The 18,877-nt window shown below is 59.6% G+C and carries 12 protein-coding genes and 3 pseudogenes; 7 read left to right on the top strand and 8 right to left on the bottom strand.

Annotation, left to right across the window (positions count from 1 at the left end):
- Positions 1–15: 15 nt before the first annotated feature.
- The 3 genes from DFS28_RS09955 to DFS28_RS09945 form a co-directional block, all read right to left on the bottom strand.
- Positions 16–1,530 carry an efflux transporter outer membrane subunit gene (locus DFS28_RS09955; protein WP_111449900.1) on the bottom strand — a complete coding sequence of 505 codons (1,515 nt, stop codon included), beginning with the start codon at positions 1,528–1,530 and terminating at the stop codon, positions 16–18.
- 117 nt (positions 1,531–1,647) lie between these two features.
- A complete protein-coding gene (locus DFS28_RS09950) occupies positions 1,648–1,842 on the bottom strand; it encodes a hypothetical protein (protein WP_111449596.1) in 195 nt (64 codons plus the stop codon).
- Between the two features lie 217 nt (positions 1,843–2,059).
- Entirely contained in the window at positions 2,060–4,957 is a 2,898-nt protein-coding gene (locus DFS28_RS09945) for an AAA family ATPase (RefSeq protein WP_111449595.1), read from the bottom strand.
- Between the two features lie 393 nt (positions 4,958–5,350).
- Between DFS28_RS09945 and DFS28_RS09940 the strand changes: the two genes are divergently transcribed.
- Both DFS28_RS09940 and DFS28_RS09935 read left to right on the top strand, forming a co-directional pair.
- Entirely contained in the window at positions 5,351–7,009 is a 1,659-nt protein-coding gene (locus DFS28_RS09940; RefSeq protein ID WP_111449594.1) for a bifunctional 3-(3-hydroxy-phenyl)propionate/3-hydroxycinnamic acid hydroxylase, read from the top strand.
- A gap of 2 nt (positions 7,010–7,011) precedes the next feature.
- Entirely contained in the window at positions 7,012–7,656 is a 645-nt protein-coding gene (locus tag DFS28_RS09935; protein ID WP_111449593.1) for a TetR/AcrR family transcriptional regulator, read from the top strand.
- A 7-nt stretch (positions 7,657–7,663) separates the two neighbouring features.
- Here DFS28_RS09935 and DFS28_RS09930 read toward each other — a convergent pair.
- Positions 7,664–8,913 (bottom strand): annotated as a pseudogene (locus tag DFS28_RS09930) (NADH:flavin oxidoreductase/NADH oxidase family protein).
- A gap of 227 nt (positions 8,914–9,140) precedes the next feature.
- Here DFS28_RS09930 and DFS28_RS09925 point away from each other — a divergent pair.
- The 5 genes from DFS28_RS09925 (at position 9,141) to DFS28_RS09905 (ending at position 15,443) form a co-directional block, all read left to right on the top strand.
- Positions 9,141–9,755 (top strand): TetR/AcrR family transcriptional regulator, encoded by a 615-nt coding sequence (locus DFS28_RS09925; protein ID WP_111449592.1) that lies wholly within the window; start codon positions 9,141–9,143, stop codon positions 9,753–9,755.
- 85 nt (positions 9,756–9,840) lie between these two features.
- Positions 9,841–10,932, top strand: coding sequence for a VOC family protein (locus DFS28_RS09920; RefSeq protein ID WP_111449591.1), 1,092 nt, complete (start codon positions 9,841–9,843; stop codon positions 10,930–10,932).
- A 175-nt stretch (positions 10,933–11,107) separates the two neighbouring features.
- A complete protein-coding gene (locus tag DFS28_RS09915) occupies positions 11,108–12,064 on the top strand; it encodes a fumarylacetoacetate hydrolase family protein (protein ID WP_111449590.1) in 957 nt (318 codons plus the stop codon).
- Positions 12,065–13,966, top strand: a complete 1,902-nt coding sequence (locus DFS28_RS09910) for an acyl-CoA synthetase (RefSeq protein WP_111449589.1) — start codon at positions 12,065–12,067, stop codon at positions 13,964–13,966.
- 157 nt (positions 13,967–14,123) lie between these two features.
- Positions 14,124–15,443: an outer membrane protein transport protein gene (locus tag DFS28_RS09905; RefSeq protein WP_111449588.1), complete on the top strand. Its 1,320-nt coding sequence runs from the start codon at positions 14,124–14,126 to the stop codon at positions 15,441–15,443.
- A 169-nt stretch (positions 15,444–15,612) separates the two neighbouring features.
- Here the strand turns inward: DFS28_RS09905 and DFS28_RS31140 are convergent.
- The 4 genes and pseudogenes from DFS28_RS31140 to nthB form a co-directional block, all read right to left on the bottom strand.
- Positions 15,613–15,867: pseudogene (locus tag DFS28_RS31140) on the bottom strand (methyl-accepting chemotaxis protein); the annotation flags it as partial.
- Positions 15,868–15,897: 30 nt separating this feature from the next.
- A pseudogene (locus DFS28_RS31135) lies at positions 15,898–16,518 on the bottom strand (PAS domain-containing protein); the annotation flags it as partial.
- A gap of 470 nt (positions 16,519–16,988) precedes the next feature.
- Positions 16,989–18,212, bottom strand: a complete 1,224-nt coding sequence (locus tag DFS28_RS09895; protein ID WP_111449586.1) for a GTP-binding protein — start codon at positions 18,210–18,212, stop codon at positions 16,989–16,991.
- Positions 18,209–18,871: a nitrile hydratase subunit beta gene (nthB, locus tag DFS28_RS09890; protein ID WP_111449585.1), complete on the bottom strand. Its 663-nt coding sequence runs from the start codon at positions 18,869–18,871 to the stop codon at positions 18,209–18,211. The genes DFS28_RS09895 and nthB overlap by 4 nt, the downstream gene beginning before the upstream one ends.
- Between the last annotated feature and the right edge of the window lie 6 nt (positions 18,872–18,877).

Here is an 18,877-nt window from a genome sequence, read left to right as displayed (position 1 = left end):
GTAAACGGCAGATTCTTAAGAAAGTGGTGGCAGGTCGGCTTTGGTCGCTGCGGTGGGGGTGACGGGTTGTTCGAACACCTGCCAGCCCCCGCCCAGTGCCTTATAAAGCTGCACGCTATCGATCAGCAGGCGGGTGTTGCTTTCATTGGAGTTCAGGCGTGCCGCCAGGCGCGCCCGCTGCGAATCCAGCAGTGGCAACAGGTCGATCTGCCCGCGGTTATAGAGCGATTGGGCGCGGTTCTGCGCAGCCTCGGCGGACGCGGCGGCCAATTGCAGCGACCCGGCGCGGCGCCGCTCCTGCGCTAGCGTGACGAGGGCGTTCTCCACATCCTCGAGCGCCCGTACGATGCCGTCTTCGGCGCGCAGCAACGCCTCTTTTTGAGCGCTTTCGGCAGCATCGTTGATTGCTTGCGTGCGCCCGGCGTTAAAGAGCGGCATCGCCAGCAGGCCCGCCACGTTGGTGAAGCGTGCAACGCCGAGATCGGCGCCGTTCAGGCTCAAGCCCTGGCGGCCGAAGGAGGCATCGAGGAACAGCCGCGGAAACCACTCGGCCGCGGCTTGCTTGCGGCGCGCATTGGCTGCATCGAGTTGCGCCATCAGCGCCAGCACGTCAGGTCGGCGTTGCAGCAGCTCGGCGGGCTGGCCCGGCTTGGCCTCGGGCACCACTGTCACATCGCTAATCGAAGTCTGGACGTTCGCGGTATTGAAGGCCTGGTCGGCAATCAGCACCGCGATACGATGGCGCGACACCGCCACCTGCGTTTCCAGCGGCGGAATCTGCGCCCGCGCCGACAAGGCGTCGGTCTGCGCGCGTTCGACGTCGAAGGCTGATGCCAGCCCTGCCTGCTGGCGCGCAGTGACCAGACGCAGCGTCTCATCCTGCATCGCAGAGATTGCGCGAAGCGTCGCGACCTGGCGTTGCGCACCGACCAGTGTGAAGTAGTTGCTAACGACGTCGCTCATCACCAGCAGGCGCACTCCACGCATGCTGTGTTCGGCGGCCAGCGCATCGGCGTCGGCCGCCGCTGCGCCGGCGCGCAGGCGGCCGCTCAGGTCGAGCTCCCACGAGACGTCCAGGCCGGCACTGGTGGTCTTGGTATCCGGATAACCCTGTTTCGTGGCCGAGTTGTAGCCGCTGCTGCGATCGCTGCCGGAGGCCGATGCGCCGACACTCGGGAACAGCCATGAACGGCTGACCGTTTCGCCAGCACGCGCGGCGTGCAGGCGCTCGGCGGCAATCTTGACGTCGCGATTCTCGCGCGCTGCTCGGCGCACCAGATCCGTCAGCACCGGGTCGTGGTAAACCTCCCACCATGCCGCCTCGGGTTCCATTTCGGAAGCCGTGCTCGCGGAGAAGTTGCTCGGCAGGTCTACCGACGGCGTGAGCACCTCCGTGGAGCACCCTGTCAAGACCATGGCAACAGACGCGGCGAGCGCTGCCCCCATGACGATGCTGACCACGCGCTCGGCATAGTGCAGGGGCGTCTGCCCGTTGCGGGTCAACAGATGGAAAGTTGGAAGTCGCGGCATCGGATTGGACTCGTGAAGATTCGAGGTGGCATCAGCGTAGGGCTCGGTGTGCGCGAAGTCGTCAGCGAAGGGTCGCCGTTCGGTCGCCATATCGAGCGCTCATTCGTGGTGGAGGCGTCACTCATCGCCGGCTGACAACGCGAGGTCCGAGGCAATCGACTCCAGCAGCTCTTCGGCGGAGGAAAACTCGCGCTGTCGTCCGGTGACCAGGTTTTCGAGGCGGCCCACCAGGGCCCCCGGCGCGGCGTCGCTGCGCAGCTTCACTACGTAGGAGCGGCGGCTCGGGTATTTGGATTCAGGGTTCAGGATCATCGCAGACCAGGGGGGCAGGAAAGTTCGACGACAGCGTAAGCGGCCCCCTGGGGCGAGTCGTAAGCGAAAGGTCAGACTTCGGTCAGGACAACACCTTAAGTTAAGGCGTTGAACACCCGCAGCCCCTGTAGGAGCGAGCTTGCTCGCGATAGCGGCGGTGAATGTCCCGCCGTCATCGCGAGCAGGCTCGCTCCCACAAGTTTTCGTCCTTAACGCTTCAAGTCGACTGTGCAGCCTGAAGAAGCGAGCGCGCACGTTTCGCCAGCTCGGTTCCGTCAGTTTCGGGCGACTGATCAACGAGCGTGGCCAATGCCTGTTGGTCCTCGGGCGTAGCGTCATGATGCTCGCACAGTTCGACCCGCGCGAGCAGCTCCAGCCACGGTGCTTCCTGGGCGCGAGCCTCCTCAATCGCGCGCCGCGCCGCAGCGATGCCGGCGTCGGGCTGACCCTGCGCTCGCGAGATTGCTGCCTCCAGCAGCAATAGTTGCGGCAGGTAGACGCGCTCGCCCAGTTCTTCGCCCACCCGAAATGCTTCCTGTAGCTCGACTTGTGCGGCGTCGTAATCACCCGCCAGCAGCAACGCCTCGGTGGCGTAGCCGAGTACCTCGCTGGCTCCGGAGCGCATTCCAAGCCCGGTGTGTTCTTCATAGGCTTCGCGGATGCGACGGTAGCCGTCGCGCGGTGCACCGTTGCGCGCGTCGGCCCAGCCGCGCCACCAGCGGCAAGCCGTTCGCCCAAGTGCGAGCGAATATTCATCGACCAGCGCCTGCATGTCGTCGGCCAGCGCAGCCACACGCATGTGGTTTCCCATCCTCACCTCGATCAACACCTCCTGCCAGGCGGCGACCAGCCAGGTCATGGGCTGGCGCAACGCCTGCGCGCGTGCCCGTGCCTGCTGCAGGTGGATTCGGGCTTGCTCGACCAGACCAGAACGCACGAGTTCTATAGCCAGCATGCCGTGCAGCATGACCTGGGGATCAGCCGCAAAGATCTCGTTCGTCCCGATGTCCAGCGGTTCGGCGATCGCGAGGGCACGTTCCAGCCAGCGGCGAGTCGTTTTCGTGCGTCCCTGGAGGTGATGCACCTCGCCCTGGACGATGCACGCCGCCAGCATGAGCTCTTGATCATTTGCGTCGCAGGAGAGGGCTTCGGCACGCTCCGCCACTTCGAGCGCCAACGCATAGTCGCCGCGCAGACCAAGCAGATAGCCGAATCCGTGCAGGAGGCGACCACGCATGGGGTGCTCAGGTACATCCGTCAACAGCCTGTATGCACGTTCGAAGGCGCTCTTGGCTTCGCTGCCGACACCGAGCATGTGGAAAGCCGAAACCCCCTGCAGCGTGGCCAGGGTAATTTCGAGGGCATTGCGCTCCGTCCCTTCGGGAGTCTGCATCAACAGGACCAAGGCGCGCTCAGTGAGGCCAGTGCACAAGTCCGGACTGAAGTGCAGCAGCGCAGCTTCTGCGGCCTCGGCGTAGTAGCGCAGCGCAATCATCGGCTGCCGAGCGCGGTCGAAGTGCATCGCCAGCTCCGAGGCAGCAACCGGCACGCCGGCCGTGCGCTCGCGTTCGAGGGCAGCGCCAACCTGGCGATGGAGTTGGGTGCGCAATGAACGCGGCGTGCGGTCGTACAGCACCTGGCGGAAGAGCGCATGCCGGAAGGAGTGGGGTAGCTCTTCCGTCTCTTCAACTTCTGTGGCCCGCGATCGTATGAGCCATACCTGTTCGCGTATCAGCTCTTCACAGGCGTGGGCCACCGAAGCGAGGTCGCGCTCGAGGGTCAGTGAAACCGTCTCGATTCGGAATTCGACCCCGCACACCGCTGCGGCCGAGAGGAGTGTACGTTGCTCCGGACCAAGCTTGGCGATGTAGTGATCAATGATGGCTGCAAGGTTTTCGGGAACCGCCAGATTCGCAAGCCGAGCCTCGATGGTGGCTTTGTCGTCCTTTGGGTCCATCACTTCACTGGTGATTGACGAAACAAACAATGGCACACCATCGGTCCGCTCGTGCAGGGCGCGCACGAAGGCTTCATCGCGTGCCAGCGAGGTCGAACGCAGCGCAACATAGTCAGCGACCTCGGTTTCCGAGAACGGGTCGAGCACCACTTCCTCGCTCAGACGTTGCAGGCGCAGTTCGTGGCGCAACGAGCTGAGGGGATGATCGAGCGCAACCACCTCGGCGAGGCGGAAGCTTGACAGCCACATCAGCCGCGTGCGGCCACGTCGCCGCGCCACATAGTTGATGAGCTGGACCGTCGCGCGATCGCTCCAATGCAGGTCTTCGGTCACCAGCAACAGCGGTCGCTGCTCGGTGTAGCGGTCCAGCAATTCGCCCATTTCCCGGAGCATGCGGTCCGGGCCGATGCCGGCAAGCTCACGCCGCAACGCGTCTTTCTCCTGCGTGGTACTCAGCCACGGGAGTTGCAGCAGCCAGGTCGGTGCCACGGCGCGCATCAGGGCCGGCAGGGTAGGGTCGTTGCGGCACAGATCGGCTAAGGCCTCCAGCACCGGTAGATACGGCTCGCCGGCGCCGTAGTGCTCCACGCAATGGCCGCGTGCGCAGGCGATGTCGCCAAGGCCAGTGAGGAAATGTTCGATCAACGTGGTCTTGCCGATCCCCGGCTCGCCGGCGAGCCAAACCACGGCGCGCTGGCCGCCATCCGCTCGCTCCCACGCTCGTTGCAGTCTTGAGACCTCGTCGGTGCGACCGATGAATGGCGGTGACGAGTGCGCGCCGGCCGCCGGCACCGTCGCGGATATAGGCGGCCTCGAAGGTGCGGAGGAGGGCGGAGCGATGAAGCGATAGCCGCGCCTCGACACGGTCTCGATATAGCGGGGCCGTTTGGGGTCGTCGCCCAGCACTTTGCGCAGATCGCTGATGGCCGTCTTCAGCACCGAATCGCTGACAAACCGATGCCCCCACACGGCATCAAGCAAGGCATCCTTGGTCACCAACGACCCTGGCTGGCGTGCCAGCACGCATAACAACGTGAAAGGCGTCGGCGCCACTGCAACGGCTTCCCCATTACGTAACAAGCAGGCGTTGGACTCGTCGAGCTCGAATTCGACGAAGCAGAGCAATACTGGGTTCGGATGGGGCTGCGGACGTGCCACGGTTAATTCCTAAAGACTAAAACAGGGTTGTGCACCGCGAAGCTTCACAAAGGGTTCGATACTGAAAACCGGTGTGTCCGGCTTCCTGGTCCTATCGACCAGCCTTTTGAATCAACTGCTCTCCAGCCTCGGCAGTCTTGAGCCATTGTTCCAATGACAACGCTGATCGGCTCTGAAGCCAAGCGTCGCCGGTCGGAAACTGGCACTCGCGCAAACTCGGTTCAAACCGCGCACTTCGGCTCGCCCCTAGGCCTCATCGCGGCTTGAGCATGATCCCAAAAAAACAATGACAAAAACATCAATATTGAAATATCTCTCAATATTGAATACCTTCATCGTGCCTGACGATGAGACCTGCGCGCCTCACGACTTCAATCACAAAAAGGGCTCAAGATGAACAACAACAAGAAAGTTTCCGAATTGCCTCCTTCCGCTGTCGACGTGTTGGTCATCGGTAACGGTCCGGTAGGTGCGACAATCGCGGCGCTGCTCGGCCGCTATGGGGTCACGACCCTGGTACTGGACAAGACCCATGAGGTCGTACTGATGCCTCGTGCCATTGCTCTGGACAACGAGGCGCTGCGCATCCTGCAACTCGCCGGTTTGTCGGAAGACGCTTTCGAGAAGATCGTTATCCCTGAAGTGAGGATGCACTCCCCGGTACTCGGGCAATTTGGTCGTGCCAATACTGAGGGATGCATCGACGGCCATCCGAAACTAGTGACGTTCTATCAACCCGACCTTGAACACGCGATGCGTAGCCAGGTCTCCCGACTGAAATCAGTGACCAGTCTTGGTGGCTTCGAGCTTGAAAGTCTGGTCGAGGAGTCGGATTGCGTCGTCGCCTCCGTACGGGATCAGAATGGGCAATCGCATTCCGTTCGCGCCCAGTACCTGGTCGGTGCGGATGGCGCAAGCTCCAGGGTCAGGGCACTGATTGGCCAGGAGTTCGAAGGGCAGACCTATGCGGAGGATTGGCTGATTGTCGATGTCATGAACCGGCATAAGTCGGCGATTGATCACATTGAGTTTCTCTGTAATCCGCGGCGGCCGACGCCGCACATGCCCGCACCCGGTGGAAGGGAGCGTTGGGAGTTCATGCTGCAACCCGGTGAATCGCGCGAAGAGCTGGAAAGCCCGGAAAGCATAGCCCGGCTAATCGCGCCATGGATCAACCCGCGAGAGTTGCAAATCGAGCGCAAGGCGGTGTATCGATTCCACGCGCGCTGCTGCAACAGATTCAGCAAGGGACGCATCTTCCTCGCTGGCGACGCAGCGCATATCACCCCTCCCTTTGTCGGGCAGGGCCTCGTAGCGGGACTTCGGGATGGCGCCAACCTTGCCTGGAAACTGGCTTGGGTCCTTCGCGGCCATGCCGCGCCTGCAATACTCGATACCTATGACGTAGAGCGCCGCCCCCATGCCCAGGCGATGATCAATCTAGCGAAACTCATGGGCCGCCTGGTGATGCCCAAAAACAAGATCGCAGCTTTCTTTATCCACGGCTTGATGCGCACGCTGGCGTTGACTCCCGCTACCAGGAGGTACTTCGAACAGTTGGACATCAAGCCTAAGAACACCTTCAAGCTCGGCCTGTTCGTGCCGCATCGTCGGGGCGACAAACTGGTACGTGGCAGCCTGTTTCCCCAGGCCTGGGTTCGTAACATGCAAAAGCAGATCAAGCTGAGCGACGATGCTCTGGGAGACAACCTGACCCTGGTTGGATTGGGTGTTGACCCGTTGTCACTGCTAACCCCTGATCAGATCGTTTCCTGGGAAAAAATGGGAGGCCATTTCTTAGAGGTCAGAACACGCGGCCAACGTTCCGGCGGCAGCTGTGACTTCATTGAAGACATGAACCATGACATCCTGCCGCTGGCCCCTAAAGGAACGCTGGTCGCGGTTCGTCCTGACCGTATCATCATGCACCACGCCCCTGGCGCAGAGGCAGACAGTCTCCTTCGTGACTGCCGGCTCCTGCTGGTTAGCGAACACGCCACTCCTGACAGCGTTTCCGTTACCATCAACGAGCCCACTAGATTGCGAGCTTGATAATGCATTCCCCCATTCTTCCTTTAGAAGCTGCGCCAGAACCTCTCACGAGAGGCCACAAGAAGCGTGAACGCACCCGTCGCGGCCTGGTGGACGCGGCATTGCGCCTTGTCGCACGTAAGGAGGTGGGGGAGATCGCGCTACTCGAGGTAGCCGCGGAAGCAGAGGTATCCAACGGTACCATCTACAACTATTTTCGAACTCGCGACGAAGTACTGGAGGCGGTGGGCATCGCCATGGCCGCCGAGTTTTCCGATGCCATTTCCGTCCTGAGCACGGACGTGCACTGCGGCGCACAGCGGCTTTCGATTGGCGTGCGTATGTTTGTATGCCGGGCCGCCGACGATCACGAATGGGCCAATGCACTGCTGCGCATCATCCATTTCGATCAGGCCATGCGCTCGCGTTTGGCTGCCCATGTGCTTGGTGACCTGCGTGAAGGTCTGCGCGAGGGCACTTTCGCTTACGAGGATGAAGGCATTGCCCTGGACATGGTTGTCTCGTGCACAACCGGAGCAATGCGCTCGGTTGTCGAGGGACGTGCAGTGGCAGAGCACGATCTGCGGGTCGCCGAAATGATTCTCCGGGCTCTGGGCGTAACACCTGCCAGAGCCAAGAGAATCGCCGGCAAGCCGCTACCTGCCTGAGCCGATGTCATCCTTGATCAGGCCAGGCCTGATCAATCCATCGCCGATAGCGCTTTGCCTGGCGACGAGACTTCAGATGATTGCCGATCAATGCCATGAGGGGCGACGTCCCGGGTTGTGTCTGTTTGCCTTGGCTCAGCAAGCCAAGCTGCTTCTTGATCACCGACGCCAGTGCGAGCGATGCCAGCGCCTTGTTCTTCCAGTGAACGACGATGGGCTCCACTTTGATGTCCCGACCTGCCATCCACTGTCTCGGCAGGCGGGCTCGATTGCCAGCGCAGTGGCAAGTCCGACCATCGACACTGAGCCGCTCACCACTCGCTCCGCGACCTCCTTTCTACGCACGCCGCCAGTGACCATCAGCGGCATGCGCGCTATTTCTCCTACTCTCTCCGCGAACTCGAGAAAGTAGGCTTCTCGAGCCAAGCGGCTGCCATCGCGGGTCTGCCCCTGCATCGCCGGGCTTTCGTAGCTGCCACCCGATAACTCGACCAAGTCGACCGCCTTGGCGTTGAGCATTTCCACCACGCGAGCCGCATCCTCGGCATTGAAACCGCCTCGCTGAAAATCCGCGGAATTGAGTTTCACAGCGACGCAAAAGATCGGTGCTACTCGCTGACGTATCGCGTCGATGGTTTGCAGCAGAATTTGCGCACGATTTTCCAGGCTACCGCCCCAGCGGTCATTACGCTGGTTGGTCAAAGGCGACAGGAATTGGCTAAACAGATAGCCATGCGCTGCATGAATTTCCACGCCAGTGAATCCGGCGCGCTCAGCCAGCACCGCCGCTTGGGTATAGCGTTCAATCAGCTCTTCGATCTCCTGCTCATTCAAGGCCCTGGGCGGCACAAAAGCTTTTGACAGTCCGGGGATATCGACCGCCACTGCGGAGGGACCCCTTGCCGGTTGCCCCATGGAAGCCAATAGCTGCCGTCCGGGATGATTGATTTGCATCCAGGCCTGGGCCCCACGACTGCGGCAGGCATCGGCCCATAGCCGGAAATTCACCAGGTTCCGATCGTCCTCAAGCACGACGCCAGCCGGTCCGGTCAAGGCGTGGCGATCAACCATGACGTTGCCAGTGATGATCAGACCGGCCCCACCTTCCGCCCAACGCCGATAGAGCTTAATTAGCGCTTCCCCTGGAGCGTGATCCTCATTGGCAAGGTTCTCCTCCATGGCAGCCTTGGCAATTCGGTTTGGAATCACCGTGCCGTTAGGCAATCGAAGCGGTTTGAAGAGCTTTGAGCCGGTCATGTTCTGTCCTTCAGCTAATAAAAGTTCGCCAACATAACTGAACATGCGTGTTCAATTATGTCAATGCGCAGGACTTTTGTTGACCAGAAGACATCGATCGCAGCATCCAGATTACTAGGTTGTAGGCCTGTTTTCCGACAGAAAGACCTACAGGTTTAAAAATAGGGTTGACGTAAAATGAACACGAGTGTTCAATCGACTTATGAGGTAATCCTGGAGAGAGAACCGTGGAATCCCTGAATCCAACACAACGCCGCATTCATCAAGCTGCCTTTCGCCTGTTCGCCGAGAGAGGCACCTCACAAGTGAACATCCTTGACCTCGCGCAAGAGGCAGGCGTGGCACGCGGAACGGTTTATAGCAACATCGGCAGCATGGAAAACCTGTTCGAGGCGGTCGCCAGCCATCTCGCGAGGGAGATGCATGAGCGCGTCAATAAGAGCTTCAATTCCCTCTCGGATCCAGCTCAGCGCCTTGCCAATGGCATTCGGTTCTTCATTCGCCGAGCCCACGAAGACTCCCAGTGGGGCGCGTTCATCCATAAATTCGCCATGAGCAATTCTGCGTTGCGCGAAATGTTCAGCAGCCAAGCGACCAAGGATCTTCTGAGCGGGCTTGCCACTGGGCGCTACACGTTTGCGCAGGAGCAATTGCTCTCGGTACTGACGCTGATATCGAGCAGCGTGCTCGGCTCGATTTTCCTGGTACTGGAAGGTCACAGGACGTGGCGCGAATCGGGCTCTGACACCGCCGAGCTGGTACTGCGGGCATTGGGTGTGCCGTCAGAGGAGGCTCGTGCGTTGGCGACCAAAGAGTTGCCGGCACTTCCATCTCTCGACTGAACTCGTAATTGATTTGACTGAATAAACCCCTGAGTCTTCAGGGGTTCGGGACAGCTTTGCCCTAAAAACCCGGAAAACAAGAACAATGAACAACAAAAACGAATTGCATCGGTTGGCGACACCACACCCCGCGCGGCATCCGCAGCCGACGGTAAAGGCCCAGGATCTGACTCACCTGATCTTCCAACGACCGGACTTGAATGAGGCCGCGCGCTTCCTGACTGACTTCGGCCTGACGGTAAGTCGGCAGGAGGCCGATACGCTCTACCTGCGGGCCACCGAAGCCACTGCGTATTGTTATCGCGTCCATCGTGCCGAACATGCACGTTTTATCGGGTTCGGACTTGCAGTGCGGTCTCTGGAAGATCTGAAAAAGCTCACTCGAATCCCGGGTGCGTCATCGGTCGAGAAATCGGAACATCCGGGTAAAGGGTATTACGTCAGGCTGACGGATCCGTCCGGTTTCATTGTGGAAGCCGTTTGCGACCAGACGCCAGGCAAGACGCTGGCACATAGAGCTCCTCTGCACTGGAACCTGGTGCACGAGCAACCGCGGATCAACGCCACGCAGCGCCCGCCGATTGCTCCCCCTGAAGTACTCAAACTCGGTCACATCGTCATTGAAGTGGCCGACTACCAAGCGACCTGTGCCTGGTATACGCAGCATTTCGGGTTTATTCCCAGCGATGTGCAGGTACTCCCCGACGGCACGCCTATCGTCACTTTCATGCGCCTTGATCTCGGTGATATTCCCGCGGATCACCATACGCTCGCGATTGCGCAAGGGTTCATGGCCACCTACAGCCATAGCGCCTATGAAGTCGTCGATGCAGACGCCGTGGGTATGGGGCAGCGCGTCCTGCGCGAGCGCGGTTGGGCGCACTCATGGGGTATCGGCCGGCACATTCTGGGCAGTCAGATCTTCGATTACTGGCAAGACCCTTGGGGCGATAAGCACGAGCATTACTGCGACGGGGATATTTTCACGGCCACTCGGCCTACGGGCATTCATCCGGTGAGTCCCGAGGCAATGGCGCAGTGGGGGCAGCGCATGCCCAAGAGTTTTACCAAACCCAAGATGAACCTGAGCAATGTGCTTCTGCTGATCCGCAACCTGCGACGCAGCCCGGACCTGACCTTTCGCAAGTTGATAACACTCATGCGGATGTTCGGGTAGAGCTGCCGCCATGTCGGACAACTCAACCCGGTTTGGCCGGCGGGACGTGCTTAAAACCGGCGCTTTGATTGCTGGCGGTGCGTGGGTCTACACCGTTGTCAGTCCGCCTTCAGAACAACACCTCAGTTCTCGCGCAACCGAACGCGGGACAAACGCCGCTCCAGGAGTACCTTCAATGTCTGCTGTACACGTAGTCCGCTTTGAATTTCAGAACGGTATCCACTGGGGCGTGCTTCGCCAGGGCCGTATCACGATTGTCCCCGGTGTTTTTGAAACCACCGGTGACTTCGTTCGCCAGAACAGTATCGACGACCTCGCTCAACTGAAAGGCCCGGAGCTTGCGGAGGGCGAAGTAAAACTGCTGTCGCCGGTGACCCGTAACCAGCAGTTCGTTTGCCAGGGCGCCAATTACCGTCAGCACATGATCGAGTCGGGCATGGACCCGGATGCGAAGAAATTCAACATGATCTTCACCAAGGCGACGAGTTGCCTGGTGGCGGCTGACAGCGATCTGATCAAGCCGCGCCACGTGCGCTTTCTCGACTACGAAATTGAACTGGGACTGGTGATGAAACGCGCGATCACCGGTTCAATGTCTGTCACTGACGCCAATCTGCATGAGTTCATCGCCGGCGTCGTCATCGTCAATGACTACTCGGCGCGTGACATTCAGATTCCCCAGATGCAGTTCTACAAAGGCAAGAGCTACCGCACTTTCGGCCCGGTCGGCCCGTACCTCTGCCTTCTGGATGCCTCGAACATTCATTACCTGAAAGACCTGCAGCTACGCCTGACGGTCAACGACCAGGTGCGACAGAACGACAGCACGGCCAACCTGGTTTACGGCCCCGCTGAAACCCTGACCGAACTCTCCGACTTGCAAGATCTCGCTGTTGGAGACCTCATCGCCACCGGCACTCCAGCGGGCTGTGCGCTAACGATCCCTTCGCCTGCGAAACAGCGCATTGCGGCCCTGATGCCGGAAGCCACCAAATGGAAGCTTTTCCTCAAGGCGCAGGAAGGCCGGACGCAGTATCTCAAGGCAGGTGACGTGGTCGAGGCACGCATTCGCAGCACCGATGGTGTGGTCGACCTCGGTGTGCAACGCAACCGCGTCGTGGGGGAAGCCTGAATGGTTGTGCAGACCCTGAACGACATCGAAAGTCTTGAACGAGTCCCCTTGTCGGAGCGTGGCCTGGCTTGCAGCACTTATGAAGCGCTGCGTCAGGGGGCCGAGCGTGCCCCCGAGGCACCAGCGCTGAGTTTCTTTGCCGATGCCGCCGATTTCAAGCGCACCTGCGAGTGGAACTACTCCCAGCTCTTTGCGGAGATCACCCGAGCGGCCAATGCCTTCCATGACCTGGGTATAAAACCGGGTGAGGTGCTGGCCTTCATCCTGCCCAACCTGCCGGAAACCCATTTCACTATCTGGGGCGGGGAGGCGGCGGGGATCGTCATGGCGATCAATCCTCTGCTCGAGGCCAAGCAGATGGCTGGCTTGCTGAATGCCGCGAAGGCATCTGTGGTGGTGACACTCGCGCCGACTCCCGGCAGCGATCTGTGGCCCAAACTGGCTTCGCAGCTGGATCAGTTACCCACGGTCAGGTCTGTCGTTTGGGTCAGCATGGAACCCTATGTCGCCGAACCTGTGCGTGAGGCTCTCAAAGTCGCGGCACTGAAGGAGCGAGACTTACACAACGGTATTGCGATTCACGATCTGCAATCGCTGATGAAGACTCAGCCGCACACACACCTCAAGAGCGGTCGGCAAATCCGCCAAGAGGAGTGCTCCTCCTACATCTGTACGGGCGGCACCACCGGGTTGCCCAAGATCGCGGCGCGTACCCATGGCTCGGAAGTCTTCAATGCATGGGCCGTGGCTGCTCACTTACAGCCACGCAGTGGTGGCCAGGTTATCTTTTGTGGCCTGCCGCTGTTTCATGTCAATGGCCAGCTGGTGACTGGACTGATGCCTTGGACTGAAGGCGACCATGTGATCCTCGGGACGCCTCAGGGGTATCGTGGCGAGGGGGTGATTTCACGATTCTGGGAGATGGTCGAGCACTTCGGTATCAACCTCTTTTCCGGCGTGCCTACTGTTTATGCTGCACTTCTGCAAAATGAATGGCAGGGCCGCGACCTATCCAGTCTTCGCTTTGCCATGTGTGGCGCCGCACCCATGCCTGCTGAGCTTTTCCGAGAGTTCGAGCGCCGGACCGGGGTAAAGATCCTTGAAGGTTATGGCCTCACCGAGGGCGCCTGCGTCTCCTCGATCAATCCGCCCCATGGCGAGCGCCATATAGGCTCCATCGGGATACGGATCGCCTACCAGAATATGCGCGCGGTCTTGCTCAACGATTCGGGAGAGTACCTGCGCGACGCCCACGTGGATGAGATTGGCCTCATCACGATCAGTGGTCCGAATCTCTTCAATGGCTATCTGGAGGAGCGTCATAACCAGGGCCTCTGGATCGATATCGACGGTCAGCGCTGGCTGAATACGGGTGATTTGGGTCGCCAGGATGCGCAGGGTTATTTCTGGCTGACCGGACGCAAGAAGGAGTTGATCATCCGTGGCGGTCACAACATCGATCCCAAGCAAATCGAGGAGGCTCTTCAGGCGCATCCTGCTGTCGCCTTGGCCGCTGCAATCGGCAGCCCCGATGCCTACTCAGGCGAGGTGCCGATCGCCTACGTTCAACTGCGCCCCGGGCAAGTTTGCAACGCGGAAGAACTTGAGGCGTTCGCGCATCTCAATATCAGCGAGCGGGCAGCCGTTCCCAAGCGCATTGAAATCCTCGAAGCATTGCCACTGACTGCCGTGGGCAAGATATTCAAGCCCGCCTTGCAGCAGCGGGAAATTGCCAGAGTAGTCCGACAGGAAGTGGAGCGTATGTGTCTGCAGGAAGTTGAGGTAGAGGTGGTACAGGATGGACGACGCGGGCTAGTCGCATGCATCCGGGCGGGAGGAAACCAAGAGTCGCTGGCCCTTCTTCTAGGGCGCTATAGCTTTCAAGTGGAGTGGCTTAAATGAGTGTGAGTTCGCCTTCATAAGTTAAACAAACATGCCCTGGTATTCATCAGCCAGGGCCTTTTTCACAACTTCGATCAACTCCAACCGGCACTGACATGTGCACGGGAAGGCCAAGCCTTGCCTGCGTGCAACCAACAAAAAGAATAAGAGGTGGACAATGAAAGTGAATAACCGTGCGACCCCGTGTTTCTCTGTTCAGCAAGCATTTGCTTCCTGGATCAAGTTAACCGGCGCCGTAGCCATACTCGGCGCTTCAACAACTGCGGGCGCCAATGGCATTGCCCTGAACGAACAAAGTGCAAGCAGTGCGGGAACTGCTTATGCGGGAAGGTCGTCATCCGCGCTGGACGCCAGCACCATCTTTGGAAATCCAGCAGGCTTGACCAAGTTGAAGCGTAGTGAGATTTCCGGCGGAGCCGCGGTCGTCTCGGTGAGCGACGACATCAGTGATGCGCAAAGCAATGTCCCGGGCACCAATAAAGGGGACTCGGTACCTTTGGGCGTCGTGCCCTTCGCTTATATGTCGACGCCACTTGATGATCGCTTTTCGATTGGTCTGGGCCTCTATGCTCCGAGTGGTTTGATCAATGATTATGAGAGCAGCTTTCAGGGCCGTTACCATGGTTCCTATAGCACGACCAAGGAAATAACCCTGCAGCCCACCATTGCCTATCGGATCAATGATTACGTGTCCATTGGTGGTGGACCGACCATCAACCGTTTCAATGCAAAGCTTAAGAATTACCTGGCCACCGGCGCCCTGAACAATGGCGAGGACACACTCGTCACCATCAAAGGCGATGACACGGCGCTTGGCTACAACGTAGGCATCCTGGTCGACTTTACTGAGGCTACCCGTTGGGGAATCAACTATCACTCGAAGGTGGACTATGAACTCGAAGGGCATACTGAGGTTTCTGGCTCCCCGAGCGTTATCCCGCTGGACGGAACGTATGACAACAAGATAGACCTCACGATGCCCGAATCCGTGGACACTTCAATCACCCATCATTTCAATAGTCGCTGGACGGGTTACCTGGGGACCACCTGGAAACGTTGGAGCCGGATCCAGAAGGTCGAGGCAGTCAACAGCGGTCTTTCCCCTGTGGGCGAGGCGGCGGGCCTTGGAAGTGTGACCGAAGAAATGAACTGGCGTGACACTTGGAGCACCGCAGTGGGCGCCTCCTATCAATTGAACCAACAATGGCTGCTGCGCGCAGGCTACGCCTATGATCCATCGCCCGTTAGAAATGCCGATCGCAGCGTGCGCATTCCGGTTGGGAATCGCCAAGCGGTGACTTTGGGCGGTGCTTATTCGCCCAATGCCGACCTGACGATAGACTTTGCTTATGGTTATCTCTGGGATTCCAAAGTCTCGGTAAAGCAGGCGAACAACTCAGGTCTTCAACCGCAATACAGTGCAAGTTACGACAATAGTGCTAATGGAGTTTCAGTGCAGGCAACCTATCGGTACTAATCAGCCTAACCCTGAGCATTTCCATTACAAATTGATTAAGTAGTTTTTCCAGCACCCATTACTGAACTTGTCATGGGGCTCGAACTCGCACTCCGCGAGTTCGGGACGGCGCCACCGAATTACGCAACCGATGGGGTGCTTCATTCACGGTGGCGGGTCAGTAGCCCTCTATCATGTCGGCAGCCTGTTGAGTCGCCTGGCTGGTGCGAGTGGCGAGCTTGCGAACTTCGTCGGCAACCGCGGCGAAGCCGCGTCCGGCCTCGCCTGCGCGGGCGGCCTCGATCGCTGCGTTAAGCGCCAACAGGTTGGTCTGGTTGGCGATGCCCTGAATGGCGGCAACGATCTGCGTCAGTTTGGTGAGGTTTTCCTGCATGGCCTGGTGTTGTCGTTCCTGGGTCTCGCGCAACTGTCTCTCCTCGTGACTCGCGTGGATATCGGTGATCGCGCCTACGACTCGCAACGGCGAACCGTCAGCCGCACGCCGGGTCTGGCCGCGGCCGCGGAACCAACGGTATTCACCGTTCTTGTGCCTGAGCCGGTAGTCGACGTCGAAGGGAGTCTTGCCGCTGCGATCATCGACGTGTGCGACGAAGGCGCCTATAGCGCGCTGGCTGTCCTCGGGATGCAGGCGTGACGACCAGGCTTCCAACGTGTTGGGAAACTCTTCGGCCGTTGCATGGCCGAGCAAGCGACGCATCTGTGAAGACCACCAGATGGCGTTCTTCGGATTGGCCGGATCACCAGCTACCACCTCGATGTCCCAGAGCCCGTCGTGAAGCATTTCCCGGGCAATCTCGAAACGGGTGGCAGCCAGTGAAAGCGCCTCGTCCTGCAAGCGTTGTGCATGGATGTCGCGCAACACTCCGGCGATGGTCACGGGCATGCCTTGGGCATCGCGGCGGGATTTTCCGCTGATGCAGCACCAGCGATATTCACCTTCGAAGGCCATTCGAACGTCCAGGGCATAGGATGTTCGGCCGCTGCGATCTGCAAGATGCTTCGACAACGCATCGTGGTTGCGCTGACGGTCACCCGGGTGCAGCCGCTCGCTCCAGAGATTGAGCTGGTCGGGCATCGGTGTCTGGATCGGCCAGGACCCCGACCACCGCAGTGCGCTATCGGTATCTGGTTGTGTGGTTGCGCCGAGCTCCAATTCCCAGAACAGGTCCCCCGACCCTTGAACGGCGAGCTCCCAGCGAGTCTCCAGCTGTTGCAACTGAACGTCCCGCTCGGCGAGGCGTGAGGTGATTTGCTCAAGGTTTTGGCTCAGCTTCTCTTCTCGCGCCCGCAGATCTCGCCGCTCGCTGAGAAGGCTCTCCACCCTTGTCAGAATCCGCCGCAACAGCGGATCGGCCGACGTGATCGATGAGTCAGCGATCTCGGGTCGATCCAGCCTGTCGGCGAGTGAAGCCAGTGTCCGATGAGTAGTTCTGCTGAAGAACAACATACAGCGCCTCTCAGTCTGTGAAATTGAAGTCAAAGGTCATAACGAGGTTTGCCCTGCCTCGCTAAAGTGGGTGTATTGAAAGGCTGTTCACCGAGCAGTCAGTGTGACAATGCCTGGAGGTCGAAGGAGGTTGCGCCCGGCAAGGTTGGCCACATCTGTGGACCGTCCATGATCTCTTCCGGGGTCAACAGGCAGGCGTCCAGTTGCCGCTTCAACATATCCAGGTCGAGACCCTGACCGATGAAGACGATTTCCTGCCGGCAATCACCGGTGATGTCGTCCCATTTGGCCAGAATCCCTTGTCGGCGATAGTCGTCCTGGGGCCATTGCGATTGCGCGATGAATGCCCACCAGCGCCCGACATAGTCCCAACGAAATTGCCCGCCACTTTGCACCAGCATGCCGATGTCCAGATGCCGGCTGGCGACCCAGAAGTAGCCTTTGCAACGCAGTAGCCGCCCGTTGAGCCAGGGCCGCTGCAGGAACTCCAGCAGACGTAGCGGATGGAATGGCGCACGCTCCTGATACACCCAGGAAGCAATTCCATAGGTGTCCGACTCGGGAGGATGCTCGTCACTGGCTTCCAGACTTTTCATCCAGCCGGGTGACTGCACCAGACTCGGCAAATCGAAGCGGCCGGTGTCGAGGATTTTCGACAGATCGATGGCACCGTGGGTCATGGGCAGGATTTCTGCCTTCGGATTGAGGCCTGCGAGGAGGGCGCTCAGTTCCAGAAAGCCTTTCTCGCCTATCAGGTCCAGACGACTGACGAGGATGACGTTGGCGTACTCCACCTGTTCGATCAGCAGATCGGACAAGTGGCGTAATGGCGTGCCCGTTTCGTCCGCGCCGCCAACGGTGTCCCGCGAGGCCAGCAGCGCCTGGAAGTTGCTGCCGTCGACGACGGTGACCAAGGTATCGAGCCGCGCCAGTTCGCTCAGACTGAAACCTTGCGAGTCGAGGAAGGCGAAGGTCTCGGCGACCGGCATCGGTTCGGAAATTCCGGTTGACTCGATCAGCAGGTAATCGAAGCGCTGTTGACGCGCCAGCAGGCTGATCTGCTCAAGCAGATCAGCGCGCAGCGTGCAGCAGATGCAGCCGTTGCTCATCTCGACCAGTTCATCGCTGCCGCGGTGCAGCGACACATTGCGTGCTACGTCCTCGGCGTCGATGTTGACTTCGCTCATGTCGTTGACGATGACCGCCACCCGCATGCCTGCGCGATTGCGCAGGATGTGGTTGAGCAGGGTCGTCTTGCCGGAGCCGAGGAAGCCTGAAAGGACCGTCACCGGCAGCCGGCCCGACAGGGCCCCGTCAATCATGCGGCCCCCGTTTTCGCATCGACGGCCTTGTCCAGATAGCTTTCGAACAGGTCGACGACAACCAGGCCATCATCCGCGGCATCGCCCCACAGATCCTTCACCTGGAATTCGACGTGGTAGGTGGGCTGGTGCGCTGCGCTCAAATCGCCGTGACCGATGGCGTCCGGGAACGGCCATTTTTCCGAGGTGCGGTGTCGGACGATGCCTTCCTTGCCGCGCACATACGCCGGCATGCGCACGTGTCCGGCCACGTACTCGTCGCGAACCACTACCCGGTCGCCCACTTCAAATGGCGGGCGGCCAGTGATGGCGGGGCGGCCCTTGTCGTGGGGAGGGTTGGCCAATTTGAAGGTTGAACCCAATGCCTGATCGAGTTCTTCCTGGGTAATGACGCCGGTTTCGACCAGCAACGTGGCCGTGGCGATAACGTAGCGCTCGTAATATTGCGTGCCAACGTGCTGGCGGACATCGAGTCGTTCTACGGCGTGACGTATTTCATCGATGCTGAATTTTTTCAACTGGTCGGCGCCGATAAACATCAGGCTGTAAGCCAGGTGCTCCCATTCCTGTTTGAATACTTGTTTGTAATCCTGGCTATTGATGACATGGGGAACCTTGCCAAAGCCTTGAAAACCACCGAGATCGTGAAAGCCATCCATAATAAA

The organism is Pseudomonas sp. 478 (assembly GCF_003254125.1).
GTDB lineage: Bacteria > Pseudomonadota > Gammaproteobacteria > Pseudomonadales > Pseudomonadaceae > Aquipseudomonas.
This window is presented reverse-complemented; position numbering and strand designations above follow the sequence as displayed.

Bases quoted from the DNA above. Each gene is read 5' to 3' on its own strand.
- DFS28_RS09955 (WP_111449900.1), bottom strand. From the start codon at position 1,530: ATGCCGCGACTTCCAACTTTCCATCTGTTGACCCGCAACGGGCAGACG.
- DFS28_RS09950 (WP_111449596.1), bottom strand. From the start codon at position 1,842: ATGATCCTGAACCCTGAATCCAAATACCCGAGCCGCCGCTCCTACGTA.
- DFS28_RS09940 (WP_111449594.1), top strand. From the start codon at position 5,351: ATGAACAACAACAAGAAAGTTTCCGAATTGCCTCCTTCCGCTGTCGAC.
- DFS28_RS09935 (WP_111449593.1), top strand. From the start codon at position 7,012: ATGCATTCCCCCATTCTTCCTTTAGAAGCTGCGCCAGAACCTCTCACG.
- DFS28_RS09920 (WP_111449591.1), top strand. From the start codon at position 9,841: ATGAACAACAAAAACGAATTGCATCGGTTGGCGACACCACACCCCGCG.
- DFS28_RS09915 (WP_111449590.1), top strand. From the start codon at position 11,108: ATGTCTGCTGTACACGTAGTCCGCTTTGAATTTCAGAACGGTATCCAC.
- DFS28_RS09910 (WP_111449589.1), top strand. From the start codon at position 12,065: ATGGTTGTGCAGACCCTGAACGACATCGAAAGTCTTGAACGAGTCCCC.
- DFS28_RS09905 (WP_111449588.1), top strand. From the start codon at position 14,124: ATGAAAGTGAATAACCGTGCGACCCCGTGTTTCTCTGTTCAGCAAGCA.
- DFS28_RS09895 (WP_111449586.1), bottom strand. From the start codon at position 18,212: ATGATTGACGGGGCCCTGTCGGGCCGGCTGCCGGTGACGGTCCTTTCA.
- nthB (WP_111449585.1), bottom strand. From the start codon at position 18,871: ATGGATGGCTTTCACGATCTCGGTGGTTTTCAAGGCTTTGGCAAGGTT.